Origin of the sequence: Streptomyces sp. NBC_00988 (assembly GCF_045162645.1) — a bacterium.
Lineage (GTDB): Bacteria > Actinomycetota > Actinomycetes > Streptomycetales > Streptomycetaceae > Streptomyces.
This window is the reverse complement of record NZ_CP108730.1, coordinates 10,007,603-10,025,230: the sequence shown is the minus strand read 5'-3', so window position 1 is coordinate 10,025,230 and position 17,628 is coordinate 10,007,603. Positions and strand designations below refer to the sequence as shown.

Genomic DNA, 17,628 nt, shown 5'->3' with positions numbered 1-17,628 from the left:
CGCGCTCACCCGAATCAGGACCAGTGCGCCACCGCGTCCAGATGGGGCAGGTGGTGGTCGAGACGCTCCCGCTTGGTGCGGAGGTAGGTGATGTTGTTCTCGCAGGGCGGGATCAACAGCGGTACCTCTTCGGAGACTTTGATGCCGTGTTCCAGCAACGCCTCGCGTTTGCGCGGGTTGTTGGAGAGCAGACGGACGCTCGCCACCCCGAGGTCGTGCAGGATCTCGGCGGCGACGCCGTAGTCGCGGGCGTCGACCGGCAGGCCGAGGGCGAGGTTCGCCTCGACGGTGTCGAGGCCCTCCGCCTGCAGGGCCATCGCGCGCAACTTGGCGAGCAGGCCTATGCCGCGGCCCTCGTGCCCTCTCAAGTAGACGACGATGCCCCGGCCTTCGGCGACGACGGCCCGCATCGCGGCGTCCAGCTGGTCGCCGCACTCGCAGTGCTGGGAGCCGAAGGCATCGCCCGTCAGGCACTCCGAGTGGAGCCGGGTGAGTACGTCGTCCGTGCCGATGTCACCGTAGACCAGGGCCACTTGCTCGTCACCGCGGTCGTGGTCCAGGTAGCCGATCGCCTGGAATTTGCCGTACACGGTGGGCAAGGGAGCATTCACGACGCGTTCCGCGCCCCTGGGCTGCGCGGACTTCTGCTTGCCGAGTACGCCAATGTTTTCTGTCATGATCTGGTTCCTAAGCAGAGACGAAAGGCCGTGAAAAAATGAATGGTTCGGGCTCACGGACGGCGGCATACGGACTGGTGCCGGCGGACACCACGGAGGACGTGCGGTCTAGGGGGGCAGAAGTATCAACACAGGTCGCCGTCCTTCCGGTCGGCAGTTTCGAGCAGCACGGCCCGTATCTTCCGCTGGCGACCGACACGTTGGTCGCCTGTGCCGTGGCCCGGGAGATCGCCGCGGCGTACCCGGTACATCTCCTCCCGCCGGTGACGATGGCCTGCTCGCACGAGCACGCGGCCTGGCCGGGGACCGTCAGCATCTCTTCCGTGACCCTTCATGCGGTGGTGCGGGACATCGCGGACTCGCTCCGCCGCTCGGGGGTCGGGACCCTGGTGGTGGTCAACGGCCACGGCGGAAACTACGTGCTGGGCAACGTCGTTCAGGAGTCCTCCGCGCGCGGTGAGCGGATGGCGCTGTTCCCCGCCGCCGAGGACTGGGAGACGGCGCTGGAGCGGGCCGGGGTACTGACCTCGTTGCTCACCGATATGCATGCGGGGGAAATCGAGACCTCCATTCTTCTGCACGCCCACCCCGAATTGATCCGTCCCGGATATGAAACCTCCGATTTCGTCGCCGACGACCGTCGCCATCTCCTGACGCTCGGTATGTCCGGCTATACCGAGTCGGGCGTCATCGGGCGCCCGTCCCTCGGCTCGGCGGAAAAGGGGAAGGCACTGCTGGCGAGCCTCGCCGATTCCTTCGGCGCGTATTTCTCGATGCTGACCGCGGAGGCCTGAGCGGGCATCGGGTCCGGTACGGCGGTGCCGGGCCCGGGAGCGGTGCGCAGGCCCGCGGCCCAGCGGGCGACCAGCACGACCAGGCCGGGCAGGGCGGCGACGAAGCTGAGCACGCCGTAGATCACGGAGACGGACAGGCCGCTGGTCGCGCCGAGGCCCGCGGCGCCGAAGGCCCAGGCGGTGACGCCCTCGCGGGGGCCCCAGCCGCCGACGTTGAGCGGCAGGCCCATGGCGACGAGCGCGAGGACCGCGATCGGCATCAACTGGGCGACGGTGGCGGCGGATCCCGCGGCCCGGGCGGCGACCACGAACATCGCGAGGTGGCCGGCCAGGATGACGAGCGAGGAGAAGGTGACGCCGGGCCAGTTGGCGCGGGAGAACAGTCCGGCGCGCGCCTCGTCGAGGGTGGTGCGCAGCGCGCGGCCCCGGCGGGTGGCGGTGGCCGGACGGTTCATGCGGACGGCGGCCACGACGGCCAGTGCTCCGACGGCGGCGAGCAGCACGACCGGGGCGACGCTGCGGGCGTCGGCCATCACCGGGGAGTCGAGGCCCAGCAGGACCGTCACTCCTACGACGGCCAGCGCGATCTGACCCGCGACACGTTCCAGGACGACGGCGCGTACGGCGCGGCCCATGTCGCCGGCACTCTGTCCGTGGCGTACCGCGCGGTGCACGTCGCCGAGGATGCCGCCGGGCAGGGCCGCGTTGAGGAACAGGGCGCGGTAGTAGTCGGCGACGGCCGGGCCGAGCGGCAGCTTGATGCGCAGGCCGCGTGCCACCAGGGCCCAGCGCCAGGCGCTGAACACCGTCGTGACCACACCGATCGCGAGGCCGATCAGCAGCGTCGGTGCGTCGATGCGGCGCAGGCCGTCCAGGAAGACGCCGGTGCCGAGGCGCCAGAGGAGGACGCCGAGGATGGTGACGCCGGCGACCGTGCCGAAGTGGGTGCGTACCGCGCGGGAGTTCACCCGGGTCAGGATCGCGCGCAGGACGCGGCGGGCGCCGGAGGCGCGGTCGGTGCCGGGGCGCGGGGCGGCGACGATCACCCCGATGCGGTCGCCGGAGACGGCCGAACTGTGCAGCGGCGGGGTGTGCTTGGGCCGGCGTACCTCTTCTACGGCGGTCTCTGTACGCAGGGCGAGGGCCACCGGCGTGGACCGGTCCACGCGCACCCGGCGTGTCCTGGTGCTCGGCCGCGGTGCGACCGTCCGCATCGTCTCGACGCTCATGACGTGCCCCCCGTCGGCCTGGCCAGCGCCAGCAGGTCGCTGTGGTGGACGAGCACGCTCAACTCCCCTGCCGCGCAAGCCGCGAGACGCCGTTCCAGATACTGGTCGGCGCGTTCCTTCAGCTCGGGGCGTTCCTCGACGGCCGCGCCGACCCAGCCGCGCAGCCACTCGGCGGTGAGCGCGGCCTCGTCGGGACCGAGCCGCCAGGCGCTCGGGTGGACGCGAACCGTCGCGCCATGGGCGGCGAAGGCCTCGCAGGTGACGGTGACGGCGTCCGGGCCGAGGAGGCCGTCGCGCCGCTGGTGGGCGTTGAACGCGTCGGCGATCTCCGCGTCCATCGGGTCGGCCGGGGTGATCTCTACCCGGCCCGCCACCGACAGCGTGAGCAGCGCCGGGCAGCCGGCGCCGACGCAGGCGGCGACGAGGGCGTCGACCTCCTCGCGGGTGAGAACGTCCAGCAGTGCGGAGGCCGTCACCAGCGAGGCGCCGACCAGCGCGTCCGGGGTCAGCCGGGCCACGTCACCGCGCCGGGTCTCCACCGTGACGCGGCTGCCGTCGGCGGCGGCGCGGGGCGATGCGACGGCGGCGAAGTGCAGGAGGTAGGGGTCGCGGTCGTGCAGGATCCAGTGCTGGGCGCCGTCGAGGCGGGGCGCGAGCCACCGTCCCATCGAGCCGGTGCCGCAGCCCAGGTCGTGGATGACGACCCCGGAACGGCCGGGCAGGTTGGCCAGCCGGATGCGCAGCGGGTCGAGCAGTTCCGGCGCCCGCGCGACGGCGTCGGCACCCTCCCGCAGCTCCAGCCACTCGGGCGCGTAGCGCGGCGGATCGTCGGGCCCGACGTCCCGCAGCCGTACGGTGGCCCGCTCACCGGGGCGGCCCGCGGGTCCGGCGCCGGGGATCACCGCACCTGGCCCCGTCTGCTCGTCGGCGTCCGCTTGGACCGTTCCCGCCATGATGTCCTCCGGCCTCGGCTGTCCAGCCGTCAGGTCCTTCGCGTCGGGCTGCACCGGGGCGACCAGCATGCCCAGCGGTACGCCCCTGGGCCCCGGCTGCGCCGGGATCCGTCCAGCCTGTGCCGCGGCCCGTACGGACTGCGTGTTCCTCATGCCGCCCTCCGGGGCTCGCTGGGGAGCCGGGTGAGGACGCCGGCCAGGCTGCGGGCCGTGGTGGCCCAGCCGTCGAGCGCCGCGCGCCGGCCGCGGGCCGCCGCCTTGAGCCGCCGCCGTACGTCGGCCTCGCCGAACCAGCCGCGCAGTTCGACGGCGAGGGCGGCGGGGGCCTCCGGCGGGACGAGGATGCCGGGCACCCCGCCGTCGGGGGCGCGTCCGACCGCCTCGGGCAGCCCGCCGACGTCCGTGGCCAGCACGGGAATGCCGCGGGCGAGGGCCTCGGTGACGGCCATGCCGTACGTCTCGGCGTACGACATCAGGACCATGAGGTCGGCGGAAGCGTAGGTGGCGTCGAGTTCGGCGCCGGCCCGCGGGCCGGCGAGGTGCAGCCGGTCCTGGAGGCCGTGGCGCTTGATGAGGTCGCGCAGGTGGTCGACGTACTCCGGGTCGTTGCCGAAGCCGCCGACGCACTCGCAGGTCCACGGCAGGTCGGCCGCTGCGGCCAGTGCCTCGATCAGCCGGTGCTGGCCCTTGCGCGGAGTCAGCGTGGCGACGCAGACGAGGTGGGAGACGCCGTCGGTGCCGGAGGCGAGGGGCGCGATGTCGGCGCCGGGGGTGGCGACGTGGACGCGCTCGGGGGCGAGGCCGTGGTGGGAGACGAGGCGGCGGACCGCCCACTCGCTGGTGCCGATGACGGCCGACACCGCGCGCAGGACCGTCCGTTCCTTCTCGTCCAGCTCCGCGGCGACGGCGGCCTCCAGGCCGGTCTCGTCGCCGAGCGGGAGGTGGACGAGGACGGCCAGGCTCAGCCGGTCGGCCTCCGGGACGATGATCTCGGGGACCCCGCAGGCCACGATCCCGTCCAGCAGTACGGCGGCGCCGTCCGGCAACTCCCGCAGCACCCGGGCGAGTTCGGCACGGGCGGCCGAACCGGGCCGGGGCCACTCGCCGTCCACGGCGTGCTTGTGGACCTGCCAGCCGAAGCCGGGAAGGTCCAGGCTGACCCGCCGGTCGTAGGCGTTGCCGCCGCTCGGCGTGGCCGGGTCGTCGACACCGCCCGGCATCACGAAGTGCACGGTGCGCAGGGACATGGGGATGATCTCGGCATTCCGGGAGGCCGCGCGCTGTGCGGGCAGGAATCCCAGCGAGGGGGCGCGGTCGATGGTCACGTCGCTCACAGGGCACGCTCGTAACTCGCCCAGGCGACGTGCGACTCGTGCAGGGTGACCTGGAGTCCGGTGAGGCCGCGGGCGCCCTCGCCGAGCGCGCCCTTCTCGATCCGCTCGGCGAGCCGGTCGGCGATGACCTTCGCGAGGAACTCCGTGGAGGTGTTGACCCCGGCGAAGTCGGGTTCGTTGTCGAGGTTTCTGTAGTTCAACTCGCTCACGACGGCGCCCAGTTCCTGGGTGGCCAGTCCGATGTCGACGACGATGTTGTCGTCGTCCAGCTGCTCGCGCCGGAAGGTGGCGTCCACCAGGAACGTGGCTCCGTGCAGCCGCTGGGCGGGCCCGAACACTTCGCCGTGGAAGCTGTGGGCGATCATGATGTGATCGCGAACGGTGATGCTGAACAACGGACGACCCTCCAGGTGCGGCGCGTCTGGTCCCCCGGCTGATCCCTGCCGGGGGATGCCGTGTAGTACGGCTCCACGACTCCCCCTGTTCAGCCGACTCTCACTCTTTTCTCAGGTCAGACGCTCTTGCTCGTACGGAATTGAACAGTTCTCAGCCGTTGTCGGCGTAACGCACCCGGTGGCACAGCGCCGGGATCTCCCCCGAGGCGAGCCTGGGCAGCAGTTCCGGCAGCTCCTCGAAGTCGCTCTCCCCGGTGACCAGCGCGTCCAGCGCCGGGTCCGCGAGCAGGTCGAGGGCGAGGGCGAGCCGGTCGGCGTAGCTCCGGCTGGCGCGCGCCGGGGAGACGGTGCCGACCTGGCTGCTGCGGATGACCAGGCGGCGGGAGTGGAAGGCCTCGCCGAGCGGGAGGCTCACTTTCCGGTCGCCGTACCAGCTGAGTTCGAGGACGGTGCCCTCGGCGGTGAGGAGTTCCAGCGCGCGGGTGAGTCCCTGTTCGGTGGCGCTCGCGTGGACGACGAGATCGCAGTCGCCGAGCGCGTCCGAAGGCAGCGCGAAGCCGACGCCGAGCGCCTCGGCGATCTTCGCGCGCGCCGGGTCGGCGTCCACCAACTGCACGCGCACGCCCGGGAAACGGCCCAGCAGCGCGGCAACCGAGCAGCCGACCATGCCGCCCCCGACCACCGCGATCCGGTCACCGACCAGCGGCGCCGCGTCCCACAGGGCGTTGACGGCGGTCTCCACGGTCCCGGCGAGGACGGCCCGCCCGGCGGGCAAGGACTCCGGCACCGGTGTCACGGCGCTCGCGGGGACGACGTAGCGCGTCTGATGCGGATAGAGACAGAAGACGGTACGGCCGAGCAGTCGCTCGGGGCCCTCCTCGACCACGCCCACATTGAGGTAGCCGTACTTGACCGGACCTGGGAAGTCGCCCTCCTGGAACGGGGCCCGCATGGTCGCGTGCTGGTTCTCGGGGACGCCCCCGCGGAAGACCAGGGTCTCGGTGCCGCGGCTCACGCCCGACCACAGCGAGCGGACCACCACCTCGTCCTCGGCGGGGTCGGGCAGGACGACGTCGCGTATCTCGCCGTGACCCGGTGGACCGATCCAAAACGCCCTCGCGGTGCGCTTCATCGGATTCCTCCTGAACGATCGGGAAGCTGTTCACGTACGGGTAACCACAGGCCGCGCACAGTACGCGGCGTTGATCGACTCTGTCATACGGCCGGAGGGTGTGCGGTGGCCCTGAACAACACATACGAAGCAAGGCTGGTCCAGCAGGAGACCGCTGTGGGAGCGGGCGTTCAGATCCTGTTGCTGGCGTTGCTCGGCACGGCGATCGGGATGGGACCGGCCGGCTGGCTGACCGGCCTGGCATTCGCGATCGCCACCTGGGCCGTGCTCTCCAAGGCGCTGCACCGGACCCGGACCCGTTCCTTCGGCCCGGCCAACCGGGTCACGCTCGGCCGGGCCATCCTGGTCGGCGGGGTGACCGCACTGGTCGCGGACTCCTTCGAGAGCTCGCCGCCGGTCACGCTGTTCGTCGGACTGACGGCGGTGGCCCTGATCCTGGACGGCGTCGACGGCAAGGTCGCCCGGCGCACAGGCACCTCCACCGCGCTGGGCGCGCGCTTCGACATGGAGGTCGACGCGTTCCTGATCCTGGTGCTCAGCGTGTACGTCTCCACGCAGCTCGGCCCGTGGGTCCTGCTGATCGGCGCGATGCGCTACGGGTTCGTCGCCGCGGCCCGCGTCTGGCTGTGGCTGAACGCCCCGCTGCCGCCGAGCACCGCCCGCAAGACGGTCGCCGCCACGCAGGGCATCCTGCTGCTCCTCGCGGGCGCGAACCTGCTGCCCCACGCGGCCAACATCGGCGTGGTGGCCCTCGCGCTGGGCACGCTGGTGTGGTCCTTCGGCCGCGACATCCTGTGGCTGTGGCGCACCTCCCGCACCTCCCTCGTCGAGGAGGTTCCGGCGGAGGAGAAGCTGCTGGAACTGGTCTCGCAGTAGGGACGGTTGCGCCGAAGGGCCCGGATCACTGATGATCCGGGCCCTTCGGCGTACCCCTTGGGTGCTACGACCGCGGGGTCCGGCTGCGCACGATCGCGAAGGCGCCCGCCGCGAGGCCGAGCACGCCGACGATCAGCCCGGCGATACCGAGCCCGCGGGCGGTCGAGTCGCTGCTCGACGAGGAGGCGGAGGCGGACGTCGTCTTCGTGGCGCTGGCCGCCGTCGAGGCGGAGGCGGCCGGTGTCGCGTCGCCGTCCTCGCTCTCCTTGGCGGTGAGCTTGAGGACGGGCGCCGGGTTCTCCGGCTCGTCGTCCCCGGCCGTGGTCTGCTCGATCCAGCGGACGACGTCGCCGTCCGAGTAGGTCTGCAGCGTCTTGAACGCCAACTGGTCAGTGTCGTCGGGCAGTTGACCGAAGGCGACGTTGAAGTCCTCGTACTGTCCGGCCGCGATCTTCCCGCCGGTCCAGGTGATCTGGGAGACGGCGTCGGTGATGGTGCCGTCGTCGGTCTTCACCGGCGTCTTGAGCTTGCTGGTGGTGACCTTCGCGGTCCAGCCGTTCTGCGGGGTGACGAGCACGCCGAGGACGGGGTGGTCGGTGGGCAGATAGACCTGGACCTTGGTGGTGCTCGCCTTGTCCTCCTCGTTGGGGACGCGGAAGGTGAGCACACCGTCCGTTGCCCCCTTGGCGTAACTCTCCGGGTGGACGGTGACGTGCGCGGAGGCGACCCCGGCGGCGGCCAGGACTCCGGCGGTGGCGAGCGCGGCGACGGTGCCTGCGCGGCGCAGGGTGGTGCGGTGTGCGGACATGGTGAGGTGATCTCCGTACGGGAAAAGGAAGTTGGGTGGTCAGACCGGGTACGGGATCGGGACCGGTGGTCCTCTACGGCTGACCGCGTGCCGCAGGAGGAGCTGGCGCAGGGGGGCCGCGTCGGCGGCGGAACGTCCGGGACGGCGGGCGGTACGGGCGGTCTGGGGCACGGGAGCGTCCCGCCACCAGGCGACCAGCCCCGGCACGAAGGCGACGGCCCAGCGCAGCAGCGACCACAGCGCGGCCTCCCCGCGCCGCAGCCACCAGGCCGCGACGAGCGCGGCGACGACATGGGCGGCCACGGCGTGCGGGGTCATCGCCTGCGTCTGCCGCATGGGAGCCATGGCGTGCCCCGACATGTGCGCCATGCCGGCCATCGCCATGCCGGTCCGTGGCCGCGCGACGTCAAACCCGAGGTGGAGTCCGGCCTGGGTGGCGAGCATCGCGGCACCGATGCCGGAAAGGGACCGTTCCCGCCCGCCGAGCAGCCACCCCATGACGAACACGACGAGGAATCCGGCACCGTCCGCCCACAACGGAGGCGTGGCACCGGTGGCGAGCCCGTGCCCGGCGGCAGCCAGCAGCACACACACCGCGGCGAACACCGCGGCGCGCAGGCTCCGAACCGCCGACGATGCGCTCATGGTGACGGATCCTCCCACGCACCGCTGCCGCCGAAGCCGTCGATGGCGGTTTAGGGGGCAGCTCATATCTGGTTCATGGCTTGGTACGGCGGGGGCGGGTGGGGCGTTCAGTGCGAGTGGGGGAACTCGTGCGGGCATGCGTTGATTTACCGGGATACGGCGCTGCGGGACCGGTCCAAGCGCGGGGGCCGTGGGACACGGGACCCTAGGACGCCGGGGCCCTGGGATACGGGAACCCTGGGACGCGGGGGCCCAGGGACGCGGGGGCCCTGCGGCTCATCTCAGGCGCAGTTGGCGTGGCCGGCGCGGCAACAGTCCGATCGCCACCAGCGGTACGGCGGCCAGCACCAGCCACGTCACGGCCGCGGGCAACCCCGTGTCGAGGAGGGTGCCGGTGGCCGCGCTGCCGAGGAGGACGATCAGGCCGGACACGGAGGACAAGGCCCCGGTGTAGAGGCCGAGGCGGCCGGGTTCGGCGAGGTCGGGGATCCAGGCGCGGGCGACGGGGGCGATGAGCATCTGACCCAGGGTGAGCAGAACGACGAGCGCGGTCGCGGGCAACAGCCCGGTGATACCGGTCAGTTGGGCGGGGCGTGCCATCGCCACGGCCACGAACCCTACGGCGATCAGCAGCAACCCCGCCGCCATGGAACGGCGCGGATCGAGCCGCTCCCCCGCCCACCGGGTGACGGGCAACTGCGCCGTCACCACGAGCAGCGAGGACAGCGCGAACAGCCAGGCCAACGGCGCCTGCGAGCCCGCGGCGCGCTCCACCTCCTCGGGCAGGGCGAGATAGAGCTGGTTGTAGGCGAGGAGATAGGCGCCGTAGGCACAACACAGCGCCAGGAAGGGCCGGTTGCGCACCAAGGCCCGAGGGCCGCCCCTCTCCGTCACCCGCGCCCGCCCGGGAATGTGCTGCGGAAGCAACCACGCATGCCCCGCGAGAACGAGCACGAAGACCCCGGCCCCGACGAGACACGCAACCCGGAAGTCCACGGCTAGCAACAACGCACCGAGCAACGGCCCTACAAACGCCCCCACTTGACCCGCGACAGTGAACAACGCGAGCACCCGCGTACGGGATCCCCCGCCCGATTCCTCCCACTCGACGGCCTGCCGCGCCACCTCCGACTCCACGGCCGGTGAGAACAGCGCGGCGGCGAACCCGATGAGCAGTACGGCCCCGACGACGCCCCAGGTCTCCTCCGCATACCCGAGCCAGCCGAACCCGGCGATCCGCAGCACGCACCCCGCGAGCACCACGGGCCGGACGCCGTACCGGTCGGCGAGGGCCCCGCCGACGACGAACAGCCCCTGCTGACTGAAAGTTCTGAGTCCCAGCACAAGCCCGACCAGCCAGCCCGCCATGCCGATCGCGTCCGCCAAGTGCTCGGCGAGGAACGGCAGCACGGCGAAGAAGCCGATGTTGAAGGCGAGTTGGGTGAGGATCAGCAGCCGGAGCAGCGGCGAGAGCGGGGTCCGCACGAGAGCCACGGAGGTCATGGGGCGGCCAATTCCCTTCGCCCTCTGGCCCCTTGCGTACTTCCGGCCGCCGTGACCGCCAGTGCGCCGAGCAGGGCGAGTACAGCGGCGGGGGCGAGGACGGCCCAGGGGGCGCGTTCGGCGTAGGGCTGGTTCTCGGCGAGGAGCAACCCCCATTCCGGGGAGGGCGGTTGCGCGCCGAGGCCGAGGAAGCCGAGCGAGGCGAGGGCGAGGGCGACACCGGGCAGGCGGAGCAGGACGTGCCGGGTGACGGGTGGCAGGACGGCGGGCAGGAGTGAGTGGCGCAGGATGTGCCAACGGCCCGCGCCCAGGCCCCTGGTGGCGGTCACGTGCAGGGTGGCACGTTCCTGGAGCAGCAGTGCGGAGGTGTGCGCGGCGAGGGGGGTCCATGCGAGCGCGGCCACGGCGAGGGCGGGTGTCCCCGCCCCGCTTCCTGCGACGGCGGTGACCAACAGGGCGGCCAGGACCGGCGGTACGGCGTTCACCGTGTCGACGAGCGGCCTGGACAGCCGGGGCAACAGCCCGAGCAGTACGCCGGTACCGAGCGCGACGGCACTGATCGCGAGGGCGAGCAGCAGAGTGTCGACGGCACCGTGGGCGACCCGCGCGAGGAGATCCCGGCCGAGCGCGTCGGTCCCGAACGGGTGCGCCCAGGTGGGGTGTTGGAGACGCAGCCCGGTGTCGAGGGCGAGGGGATCGCGGGGCAGACCGAGCGCGACGACACCGAGGAGGAGTGCGCCGTAGACAAAGGGCAGGGTTCGTCCGGGAGTTGGGGTGCTGGGCCCGTGAAGGGAGGGGAGGGCGTCGGCGCCCAGGGCGGGGCCGATGAGGAGGCGTGCCGCGAGGCGGGTGAGTCCGGCGGCGACGGCGGCGAGCAGGAGAAGGGCGAGGGTGCCGGCCTGCAGCACGGGCAAGTCCTGGGCGAGGGCTGCCTGGAGGGTGGTGCGGCCGAGCCCCGGGATGTCGAAGATCTGCTCGACGGCGACGGCCCCACCGGTCAACCCGACGACGAACAAACCCATGTTGGGCAACAGCCCGGGCAGACACCGCCGCACGGCCTGCCGGGCGATACGTCGCCCGGACAACCCCCGCGCGGCAGCGGCCCGCACCCACGGCTCGCCGAACGCCCCCGGCAGCAAGTCGTCGAGCAACCGCCCGAGCACAGCCCCGGCGGGCAACCCCAGCGCAAGCGCCGGCAACACCACCCAACGCGGCCCGTACCACCCGAGCGCGGGCAACCACCCGAGCTGCACCCCGACGACGGTGGCGAGCACGGACGCGGTGAGGAACTCGGGGAGCGCGGCGAGAGCGGCGGAGCCGGTGCCACCGGGGCGGTCCACCGCACGCCCGCCCCGCCGCAACGTCCGCGCGCACACCAACCCGGCCGTGACAAGGGCCACTGCAGTCGCCGCGCCCATCAACAGCAGGGACGCGCCCAGGGCTTGGAGCACTCCGGGCATGACCTCGGCGCCGGAGATCCAGGAGCGGCCGGCGTCGCCGCGCGGCAGGCCGGTGAGCCACTGGCCAAGAAGCCGCAACGGGCCGTCGTCGAGGCCGAGTTGGGTGCGGATGGTGGCGAGGACCTCGGGGTCGGGGTCGCGTTCCGCCGAGCGGCCCTTGAGGACGGTGAGGGCCGGGTCGGTGCGGGAGAGCCAGGGCAGCAGGCCCACCGCGCTCACCAGGGCAGCCGCGAGGAAGGCGCGCCACAGGAGCGTGGCCGTGCGGTGCGGCATGGTCAGCGCCGGGTTCCGGGGCCGACGAGGGTGCGCTCGTACGGGTCGAGGAGGACGCCCCGCACCGAGGTGCCGACGCCGGTGACGACCCGTTGGTGGACGAGCGGTACGACGGCGTCGGTGCCCAGGATCTCGGCCTCGGCCGTCATCGCGGCGCTCTGCCGTGCGGAGGTGTCGGCCGTGCCTTCCGCCTTCGCCACGGCCCGGTCGACGTCCTTGTCGCAGAGCAGGGCAAGGTTGTAGCCGCCGTCGCAGGTGTAGTCGCTCGCGAGCACGGCCACCGGATCGCCCGTGTCCACCAGGGTGTTGCGGGCGACGACGAACGCGTCGAACTTCCCGGCCAGCGCGTCGCTCTCGATCCGCGAGTACTCGCGCACCTCCAACTCGACCTTGAATCCGGCCTTTTCCAGCTGCTGCTTCAACACCTGCGCGACTTCGGGGAGTTCGGGCCGGTTGTCGTACGTCGCGAGGGTGATGGTCCGCCCGCCGGGCGTCACGGGCTCGGCCCGGCCCACCGGTTGCTCGCGCTTGCCCGCGGCCCAGGTGACGGCCGGGCCGTAGATGCCCGTACCCGCGTCGGCATGACCTTCATAGACGCCCTTGGCGAGTGTGGAGGTGTCGACGGCCTCGCGGGCGGCGGCGCGGAGCTTCGGGTCCTTGAACGGGCCTGTCCTGGTGTTGAGTTGGAGGCTCGTGGTGCGGGTGGTGGCGGTCTCCCGGCGGGTGCCCGCGTCGAGCGTGGCGGCCTGGGCGACGGGTATCGCCTCGGCGACATCGACCTGCCCGGTGCGCAGTGCGTTGGTGCGGGCTGTGCCGTCCGCGATGAACCGTGCATCGATTCCGGAGGCCTGGGCGAGGCCGCCCCAGTAGTCGTCGAAGCGGTCGAGGGTGGCCGCCGTGAAGCCGGTGACCTTCGTCAGTTCGAAGGGACCGGTGGCGGTGCCGACCGGGTCGACGCGGTCCTTTTCCTCGTACGCCTTCGGCGAGAGGACGGCGAGGGCGGGCCCGGCCAGCCTCAACGGCAGTACGGGATCAGGGGAGTTGGTGGTGATGCGCAGGCGGTCGCCGCCCACGGCTTCGGCGGTGAGGGTGACACCGGTGAGCGCGGCCGGGGCGGGCTTCGCCTCGGCGGCATGGCCGAGGGCGGTGGCCACGCGGGCCGGGGTGACCTCGGTGCCGTCCTGGAAGATCGCCTCGCGGAGCGTGAACAGCCAGCCGCGATCGCCCTCCCGCTGCCAGGACCGGGCCAGCGCGGGGGCGGCGGAGCCGTTGGCGTCCAGGGAGGTCAGGCCTTCGGTGACGCCGAGGCGGCTGAGGATGGTGGCGTCGGCGCCGTACGGGGAGAGGTTCTCGGCGGGCGGGAACGCGAGGGCGACGCGCAGCCGTGAACCGGACTCCTCGGTCGTGTCCCCGCTCTCCTCACCGGCGGAGGCGAAACAACCGGTGAGGAGCGGGGCGAGGGTGAGCGCGAGGAGCAGGCGGGCAGGGCGGGTTCGTCCAGGTCGCATTACGGTCATCGCTCCATCGCCAGTTGGAAGTGCACGATCCCCTGCCCGCCACCCGGATCGTCGCGCTCGTCGTGCACGACCTTCCCGAGCGACCGCCAGAAGGCCTCGGCCCCGGGCACGGCGGGATCGGTGTGCAGATATACGGCGCGGTAGCCGCCGTCGGCCGCGGCGAACGCGAGGAGTTCGGCGACGAGGACCCGGGCGAGGCCGCGACGGCGGTGCGCGGGGCGGACGTAGACGCGGCGCAGTTGCGCGGTCTCGCCGGAGGGGTAGCGCTCGGCGAGGTCGCGCGGGTTCGGCGGGTGGACCGGTCCACGGGAGTCGAGTGCGGCGGTCGCCACGACCGTGCCGTCGGCGGGGTCGAGCGCCACGAGGAGGGTGTGGCGGGCCGGGGCGAGATAGGCCGCGGCCGGGTCGATGACGTCGCCGTGCCAGCGGGGCACGTAGCCGGTGCGGAAGTCGCGGTAGACGGTGTCGAGCATCACGGCACGCGCACCGTCGATATCGTCCGGGCCTGCCGCCCTGATGCAGTAGTCAAGCACTTGCACATCATATGCATTAAGACTCCTGGGCCTTGATCACTCTTGGACCGTTCCTGGATCGCCCTTGATCCACTCGATTTGACAGCCTCGCGGCCACCGCCTAAAACCTAGTCACATGACATTCATTTTCAAAACCGTGATCGCGGCGGACCGCTAGTGCGCGTCGCGTTCGTCGGCAAGGGCGGCAGCGGAAAGACCACGCTGTCGGCCCTCTTCGCCCGCCACCTGGCCCGCGCCGGCGCCCCCGTGCTCGCCATCGACGGCGACATCAACCAGCACCTGGCCGAGGCCCTGTCCCCAGGCACGTCCCCCGGCTCGTCTCCCGGCACCGAACCGGTCACCGCCCCACCCCTGGCCGCCCACCTGACCGAGCTGAAGGACTTCCTGCGCGGCACCAACCCCCGCATCGCCTCCCCCGAGGCCATGATCAAGACCACCCCACCGGGACGCGGCTCACGCCTTCTGCGCCTGCTCGGCGACGACGAGGTGCACGCCCGGCATGTGGTCCGTGCGGGTGACGTACCGCTGATGGCGACGGGCGAGTTCGAGGAGAGCGACCTCGGGGTGGCCTGCTACCACTCCAAACTCGGCGCGGTGGAGCTGTACTTGAACCATCTCGTCGACGGCCCAGGCGAATATGTGGTCGTCGACATGACGGCCGGCGCCGACGCCTTCGCCTCTGGCCTGTTCACCCGCTTCGACCTGACGTTCCTGGTGGCCGAACCCACCCGCAAGGGCGTCTCCGTGTACCGCCAGTACCGCGACCACGCACGGGAGTTCGGCATCCGCCTCGCCGTGATCGGCAACAAGATCAGCGGCGAGGACGACCTGCTCTTCCTCAAGGAGGAGGTGGGAGACGACCTCTTGACCCACCTGGTCCACTCCCCCGCCGTCCGCGCCGCCGAACAGGGGCGGGCCCAGGGCGAGTTGGAGCCGCACAACGTGCACGCCATGCAGGTGTTGCGCGAGGCGGTCGACGCTCACCCGAGGGACTGGCCGACCCTGCACCGCCACGCCGTCGACTTCCACCTCCGCAACGCCACCGCGTGGGGGGACAGGGCAACGGGCCTGAACCTCGCGGCCCAGGTGGACCCGGACTACGTGCCGGGCCCGACATCACAGCCCTGACGACACCCCGCCCCCCATCCCCAACTACCGGACAGGACACCCCTTTTCATGTCTCTCGACGTCTCCCCGAAGCTCCTCGCCGAGGCCGAGCACGGTGACATCCGCGAGGCGGACTTCGTGGACACGGTCCGCACGTCCCTCCCGTACGCCTACGACCTCATCGCAGGCCTCGCCACCGAACTCCGCGACGGCACAGCCGAGTTCACCGACAACCAGACCCCGCCCCCGTCCGAACAGGAACGCGGCCAGTTGCTGCGGGCGCTGGCCAGCGACGCGATCCGGGCCAGCCTGGAGCGCCACTTCGGGGTGGCCCTGGCCTTCCAGAACTGCCATCGGGTGGCGGCGTTCCGGCCGGGGGCGCTGGACGGGGAGACGTATGCGCGGTTCACGTCGGTGCGATCCCAAGTGCTGAACCAGTCACCGGAGTTCAGGGACTGCTGACCGGCGGCGGAACGGGCCGGTCCGGTGCCGCGCTCCGGACCGGCCCAGCTGTTACTTCTTCTGTTCGACCCGCACCCAGTCCACCTCCGCCTGCACTCCCCCGGCCGCGACCTTGTCCACGCTCGACTGCGGCAGCCCCCAGTACGGGGTCGTCGCCTGGTTCCAGCCGGCCGGATACGCGCCGCCCAGGGCGAGGTTGAGGATGACGTACTGGTTGTGGTCGTAGACCCATTGGCCCCGGGTCGATTCGAGTTTGTTGCGGGTGGTCTCCTGCACGAGGGTGTCGTCCACGTAGAAGCGCATCGCGGTCGGGGTCCATTCGACGGCGTACGTGTGCCACTGGTCGGCGGTGCCGCCGTTCGGGTACGTCTGGCGGGCGCCGATGTTGCCGTCCGCCGAGTAGCCGGGGCCGTGGAGGGCCGTGCTCGTCCAGGTCGGGTAGCCGATGTTCTCCATGATGTCGGTCTCGCCGGAGGCCGGCCAGGACACCGACGGGTCGTCGACGTTGCTGCCGAGCAGCCAGAAGGCGGGCCAGAATCCGTCGCCGACCGGCAGCTTCATGCGGGCGCTGACCTTGCCGTAGCTGAAGTCGAACTTCGTGTTGGTGTCGATGCGGCCCGACGTGAAGTCGTAAGTGCCGCCGCCCGCTTGGGTGCAGCCCTTGCAGTACTTCGCCGCGAGGATCAACTCGCCGTTCTGCGTACGGACGTTGTCCGTCGAGTCGACGTACGCCTGGGACTCGCCGTTGACCGATCCCATCTCCGTGCCCGTGCGGACGACCCGCCATTTGGAGCGGTCCAGGGCCGCCGACGTGAAGTCGTCGAAGAACGTGGTCTGGTACGTGCCCGACTGGTCGGCGGGGAGTGCGGGGTAGGCCGCCGCCGCGCTGCCGCCGGTGCCCCAGACCTGGAACTCGTAGAGGGAGTAGCCGAATTGGGCCGTGTAGGGGGCCGGGTTGTAGAAGGAGCGGCGTTCCTTGCCGAGCATGCGGACGTAGCGGCCGGTGACCGGCTGGGGCAGGGTGACCGTGTCGTGGCGGCCGGTCGCGTCGGCCGGGGCCTGGATGTTCGCCCGGCGGGCGGCGATGTCGGCGGCCGAGGGTTCGTAGACCGTGCGCCAGGTGGTGTTGTCGTCCGAGACCTGGAGCAGGTAGTCGACGGCGTACGCCGATTCCCAGTAGAAGTCGACCGTGTCGATCGTCGAGGTCGCGCCCAGGTCCACCGAGACCCAGCGGTCGGCGTTCCAGTCGCTGGACCAACGGGTCGCGTCGTCCTTGAGGTTGGCGGGCCAGCCGCCGTCGGTGACGTACGCCGGTGAAACGCCGTTGTGCTGGTAGTAGTTGGAGTACGCCGGGTGGTTCAGCGCGAGGTTGGTGCGGGTCGTGGACGCGGGGACCGGTTCGCCGCCGTAGACCTTGAACGAGTAGAGCGAGTAGCCGTAGGGCGTGGCACGTTCCAAGCCGCGCAGGCGGATGTAACGGCCCGTCACCTCCTGGGGGTACGTGCTCGTGGTGACCGAACCGCCGGTGCCGGCCGTCTCCGTGTAGAACGGCGTCCAGTCGGTGCCGTTCTTCGAGACCTCCAGGACGTATCTCTTGCCGTAGGCCGCCTCCCAGTCGAGGGTGACGCGGTCGATGCGGAGGGTGCTGCCGAGGTCGAGGCGGATCCAGGCGTCGTCGGCGAAGTTGCTGGACCAGCGGGTCGCGCCGTCGCCGTCGAAGGCGAGGCCCGGGGTGGTGCCGGCGTTCTCGCTGCCGGAGGCGGTGACGGCGGCCGGGTTCGCGGCGTAGGCGGCGGCAGCGCGGTCGGTGTCCCAGGTCGCGGCGGCTGCGGCCTGCGGGGCGGGGGCCGCGAGGGCCGGGGTGGCGGAGAGCAGGGCCAGCGCGGTGAGCGCGGTGAGCAGGGTGCGTGCGGGCATGCGGGTCTCCTTG

Annotated in this window: 16 protein-coding genes and 1 pseudogene; 4 read left to right on the top strand and 13 right to left on the bottom strand. The window is 71.8% G+C overall.

The window, feature by feature from the left end; all coding sequences use genetic code 11:
* Positions 1-14 precede the first annotated feature (14 nt).
* Positions 15-677: a GTP cyclohydrolase II gene (gene ribA / locus OG496_RS45370; RefSeq protein WP_318019959.1), complete on the bottom strand. Its 663-nt coding sequence runs from the start codon at positions 675-677 to the stop codon at positions 15-17.
* 38 nt (positions 678-715) lie between these two features.
* Here ribA and OG496_RS45365 point away from each other — a divergent pair, with 38 nt between their 5' ends.
* Positions 716-1,471 carry a creatininase family protein gene (locus tag OG496_RS45365; RefSeq protein WP_405975022.1) on the top strand — a complete coding sequence of 252 codons (756 nt, stop codon included), beginning with the start codon at positions 716-718 and terminating at the stop codon, positions 1,469-1,471.
* A 95-nt stretch (positions 1,472-1,566) separates the two neighbouring features.
* Here the strand turns inward: OG496_RS45365 and OG496_RS45360 are convergent.
* The 5 genes and pseudogenes from OG496_RS45360 to OG496_RS45340 form a co-directional block, all read right to left on the bottom strand.
* Positions 1,567-2,685 (bottom strand): annotated as a pseudogene (locus OG496_RS45360) (YbhN family protein); the annotation flags it as partial.
* Between the two features lie 11 nt (positions 2,686-2,696).
* Positions 2,697-3,653, bottom strand: coding sequence for a trans-aconitate methyltransferase (locus OG496_RS45355; protein ID WP_366493913.1), 957 nt, complete (start codon positions 3,651-3,653; stop codon positions 2,697-2,699).
* A gap of 149 nt (positions 3,654-3,802) precedes the next feature.
* A complete protein-coding gene (locus OG496_RS45350) occupies positions 3,803-4,987 on the bottom strand; it encodes a glycosyltransferase family 4 protein (protein WP_366493562.1) in 1,185 nt (394 codons plus the stop codon).
* Positions 4,984-5,382, bottom strand: coding sequence for a 6-carboxytetrahydropterin synthase (locus OG496_RS45345; protein ID WP_019059043.1), 399 nt, complete (start codon positions 5,380-5,382; stop codon positions 4,984-4,986). The genes OG496_RS45350 and OG496_RS45345 overlap by 4 nt, the downstream gene beginning before the upstream one ends.
* Before the next feature lie 151 nt (positions 5,383-5,533).
* Positions 5,534-6,514 (bottom strand): zinc-binding alcohol dehydrogenase, encoded by a 981-nt coding sequence (locus OG496_RS45340; RefSeq protein ID WP_405975021.1) that lies wholly within the window; start codon positions 6,512-6,514, stop codon positions 5,534-5,536.
* Between the two features lie 105 nt (positions 6,515-6,619).
* Between OG496_RS45340 and OG496_RS45335 the strand changes: the two genes are divergently transcribed.
* Positions 6,620-7,390, top strand: coding sequence for a CDP-alcohol phosphatidyltransferase family protein (locus OG496_RS45335; RefSeq protein ID WP_405975020.1), 771 nt, complete (start codon positions 6,620-6,622; stop codon positions 7,388-7,390).
* Positions 7,391-7,454: 64 nt separating this feature from the next.
* On the opposite strand, the gene OG496_RS45330 is transcribed toward OG496_RS45335, so the two are convergent.
* The 6 genes from OG496_RS45330 to OG496_RS45305 form a co-directional block, all read right to left on the bottom strand.
* A complete protein-coding gene (locus tag OG496_RS45330; RefSeq protein WP_405975019.1) occupies positions 7,455-8,198 on the bottom strand; it encodes a YcnI family protein in 744 nt (247 codons plus the stop codon).
* A 39-nt stretch (positions 8,199-8,237) separates the two neighbouring features.
* Positions 8,238-8,843 carry a hypothetical protein gene (locus OG496_RS45325; RefSeq protein ID WP_405975018.1) on the bottom strand — a complete coding sequence of 202 codons (606 nt, stop codon included), beginning with the start codon at positions 8,841-8,843 and terminating at the stop codon, positions 8,238-8,240.
* A gap of 276 nt (positions 8,844-9,119) precedes the next feature.
* Entirely contained in the window at positions 9,120-10,346 is a 1,227-nt protein-coding gene (locus OG496_RS45320; protein ID WP_405975017.1) for an MDR family MFS transporter, read from the bottom strand.
* A complete protein-coding gene (locus tag OG496_RS45315) occupies positions 10,343-12,079 on the bottom strand; it encodes an ABC transporter permease subunit (protein ID WP_405975016.1) in 1,737 nt (578 codons plus the stop codon). Before OG496_RS45315 ends, OG496_RS45320 begins: the two co-directional genes overlap by 4 nt.
* A gap of 2 nt (positions 12,080-12,081) precedes the next feature.
* Positions 12,082-13,587 carry an ABC transporter substrate-binding protein gene (locus tag OG496_RS45310; RefSeq protein WP_405975015.1) on the bottom strand — a complete coding sequence of 502 codons (1,506 nt, stop codon included), beginning with the start codon at positions 13,585-13,587 and terminating at the stop codon, positions 12,082-12,084.
* A gap of 5 nt (positions 13,588-13,592) precedes the next feature.
* Entirely contained in the window at positions 13,593-14,129 is a 537-nt protein-coding gene (locus OG496_RS45305) for a GNAT family N-acetyltransferase (protein WP_405975014.1), read from the bottom strand.
* A 156-nt stretch (positions 14,130-14,285) separates the two neighbouring features.
* Here OG496_RS45305 and OG496_RS45300 point away from each other — a divergent pair, with 156 nt between their 5' ends.
* Positions 14,286-15,257: an ATP-binding protein gene (locus OG496_RS45300; protein WP_405975013.1), complete on the top strand. Its 972-nt coding sequence runs from the start codon at positions 14,286-14,288 to the stop codon at positions 15,255-15,257.
* A gap of 48 nt (positions 15,258-15,305) precedes the next feature.
* The gene (locus OG496_RS45295) at positions 15,306-15,698 is read left to right on the top strand and encodes an SCO5389 family protein (RefSeq protein ID WP_405975012.1); all 393 of its coding nucleotides are present in this window, start codon (positions 15,306-15,308) and stop codon (positions 15,696-15,698) included.
* A 51-nt stretch (positions 15,699-15,749) separates the two neighbouring features.
* Here the strand turns inward: OG496_RS45295 and OG496_RS45290 are convergent, their stop codons facing one another.
* The gene (locus OG496_RS45290; RefSeq protein WP_405975011.1) at positions 15,750-17,615 is read right to left on the bottom strand and encodes a discoidin domain-containing protein; all 1,866 of its coding nucleotides are present in this window, start codon (positions 17,613-17,615) and stop codon (positions 15,750-15,752) included.
* Positions 17,616-17,628 lie beyond the last annotated feature (13 nt).

Bases quoted from the DNA above. Each gene is read 5' to 3' on its own strand.
- OG496_RS45355 (WP_366493913.1), bottom strand. From the start codon at position 3,653: ATGGCGGGAACGGTCCAAGCGGACGCCGACGAGCAGACGGGGCCAGGT.
- OG496_RS45295 (WP_405975012.1), top strand. From the start codon at position 15,306: ATGTCTCTCGACGTCTCCCCGAAGCTCCTCGCCGAGGCCGAGCACGGT.
- OG496_RS45320 (WP_405975017.1), bottom strand. From the start codon at position 10,346: ATGACCTCCGTGGCTCTCGTGCGGACCCCGCTCTCGCCGCTGCTCCGG.
- OG496_RS45365 (WP_405975022.1), top strand. From the start codon at position 716: ATGAATGGTTCGGGCTCACGGACGGCGGCATACGGACTGGTGCCGGCG.
- OG496_RS45310 (WP_405975015.1), bottom strand. From the start codon at position 13,587: ATGCGACCTGGACGAACCCGCCCTGCCCGCCTGCTCCTCGCGCTCACC.
- OG496_RS45340 (WP_405975021.1), bottom strand. From the start codon at position 6,514: ATGAAGCGCACCGCGAGGGCGTTTTGGATCGGTCCACCGGGTCACGGC.
- OG496_RS45290 (WP_405975011.1), bottom strand. From the start codon at position 17,615: ATGCCCGCACGCACCCTGCTCACCGCGCTCACCGCGCTGGCCCTGCTC.
- OG496_RS45315 (WP_405975016.1), bottom strand. From the start codon at position 12,079: ATGCCGCACCGCACGGCCACGCTCCTGTGGCGCGCCTTCCTCGCGGCT.
- OG496_RS45330 (WP_405975019.1), bottom strand. From the start codon at position 8,198: ATGTCCGCACACCGCACCACCCTGCGCCGCGCAGGCACCGTCGCCGCG.
- ribA (WP_318019959.1), bottom strand. From the start codon at position 677: ATGACAGAAAACATTGGCGTACTCGGCAAGCAGAAGTCCGCGCAGCCC.
- OG496_RS45325 (WP_405975018.1), bottom strand. From the start codon at position 8,843: ATGAGCGCATCGTCGGCGGTTCGGAGCCTGCGCGCCGCGGTGTTCGCC.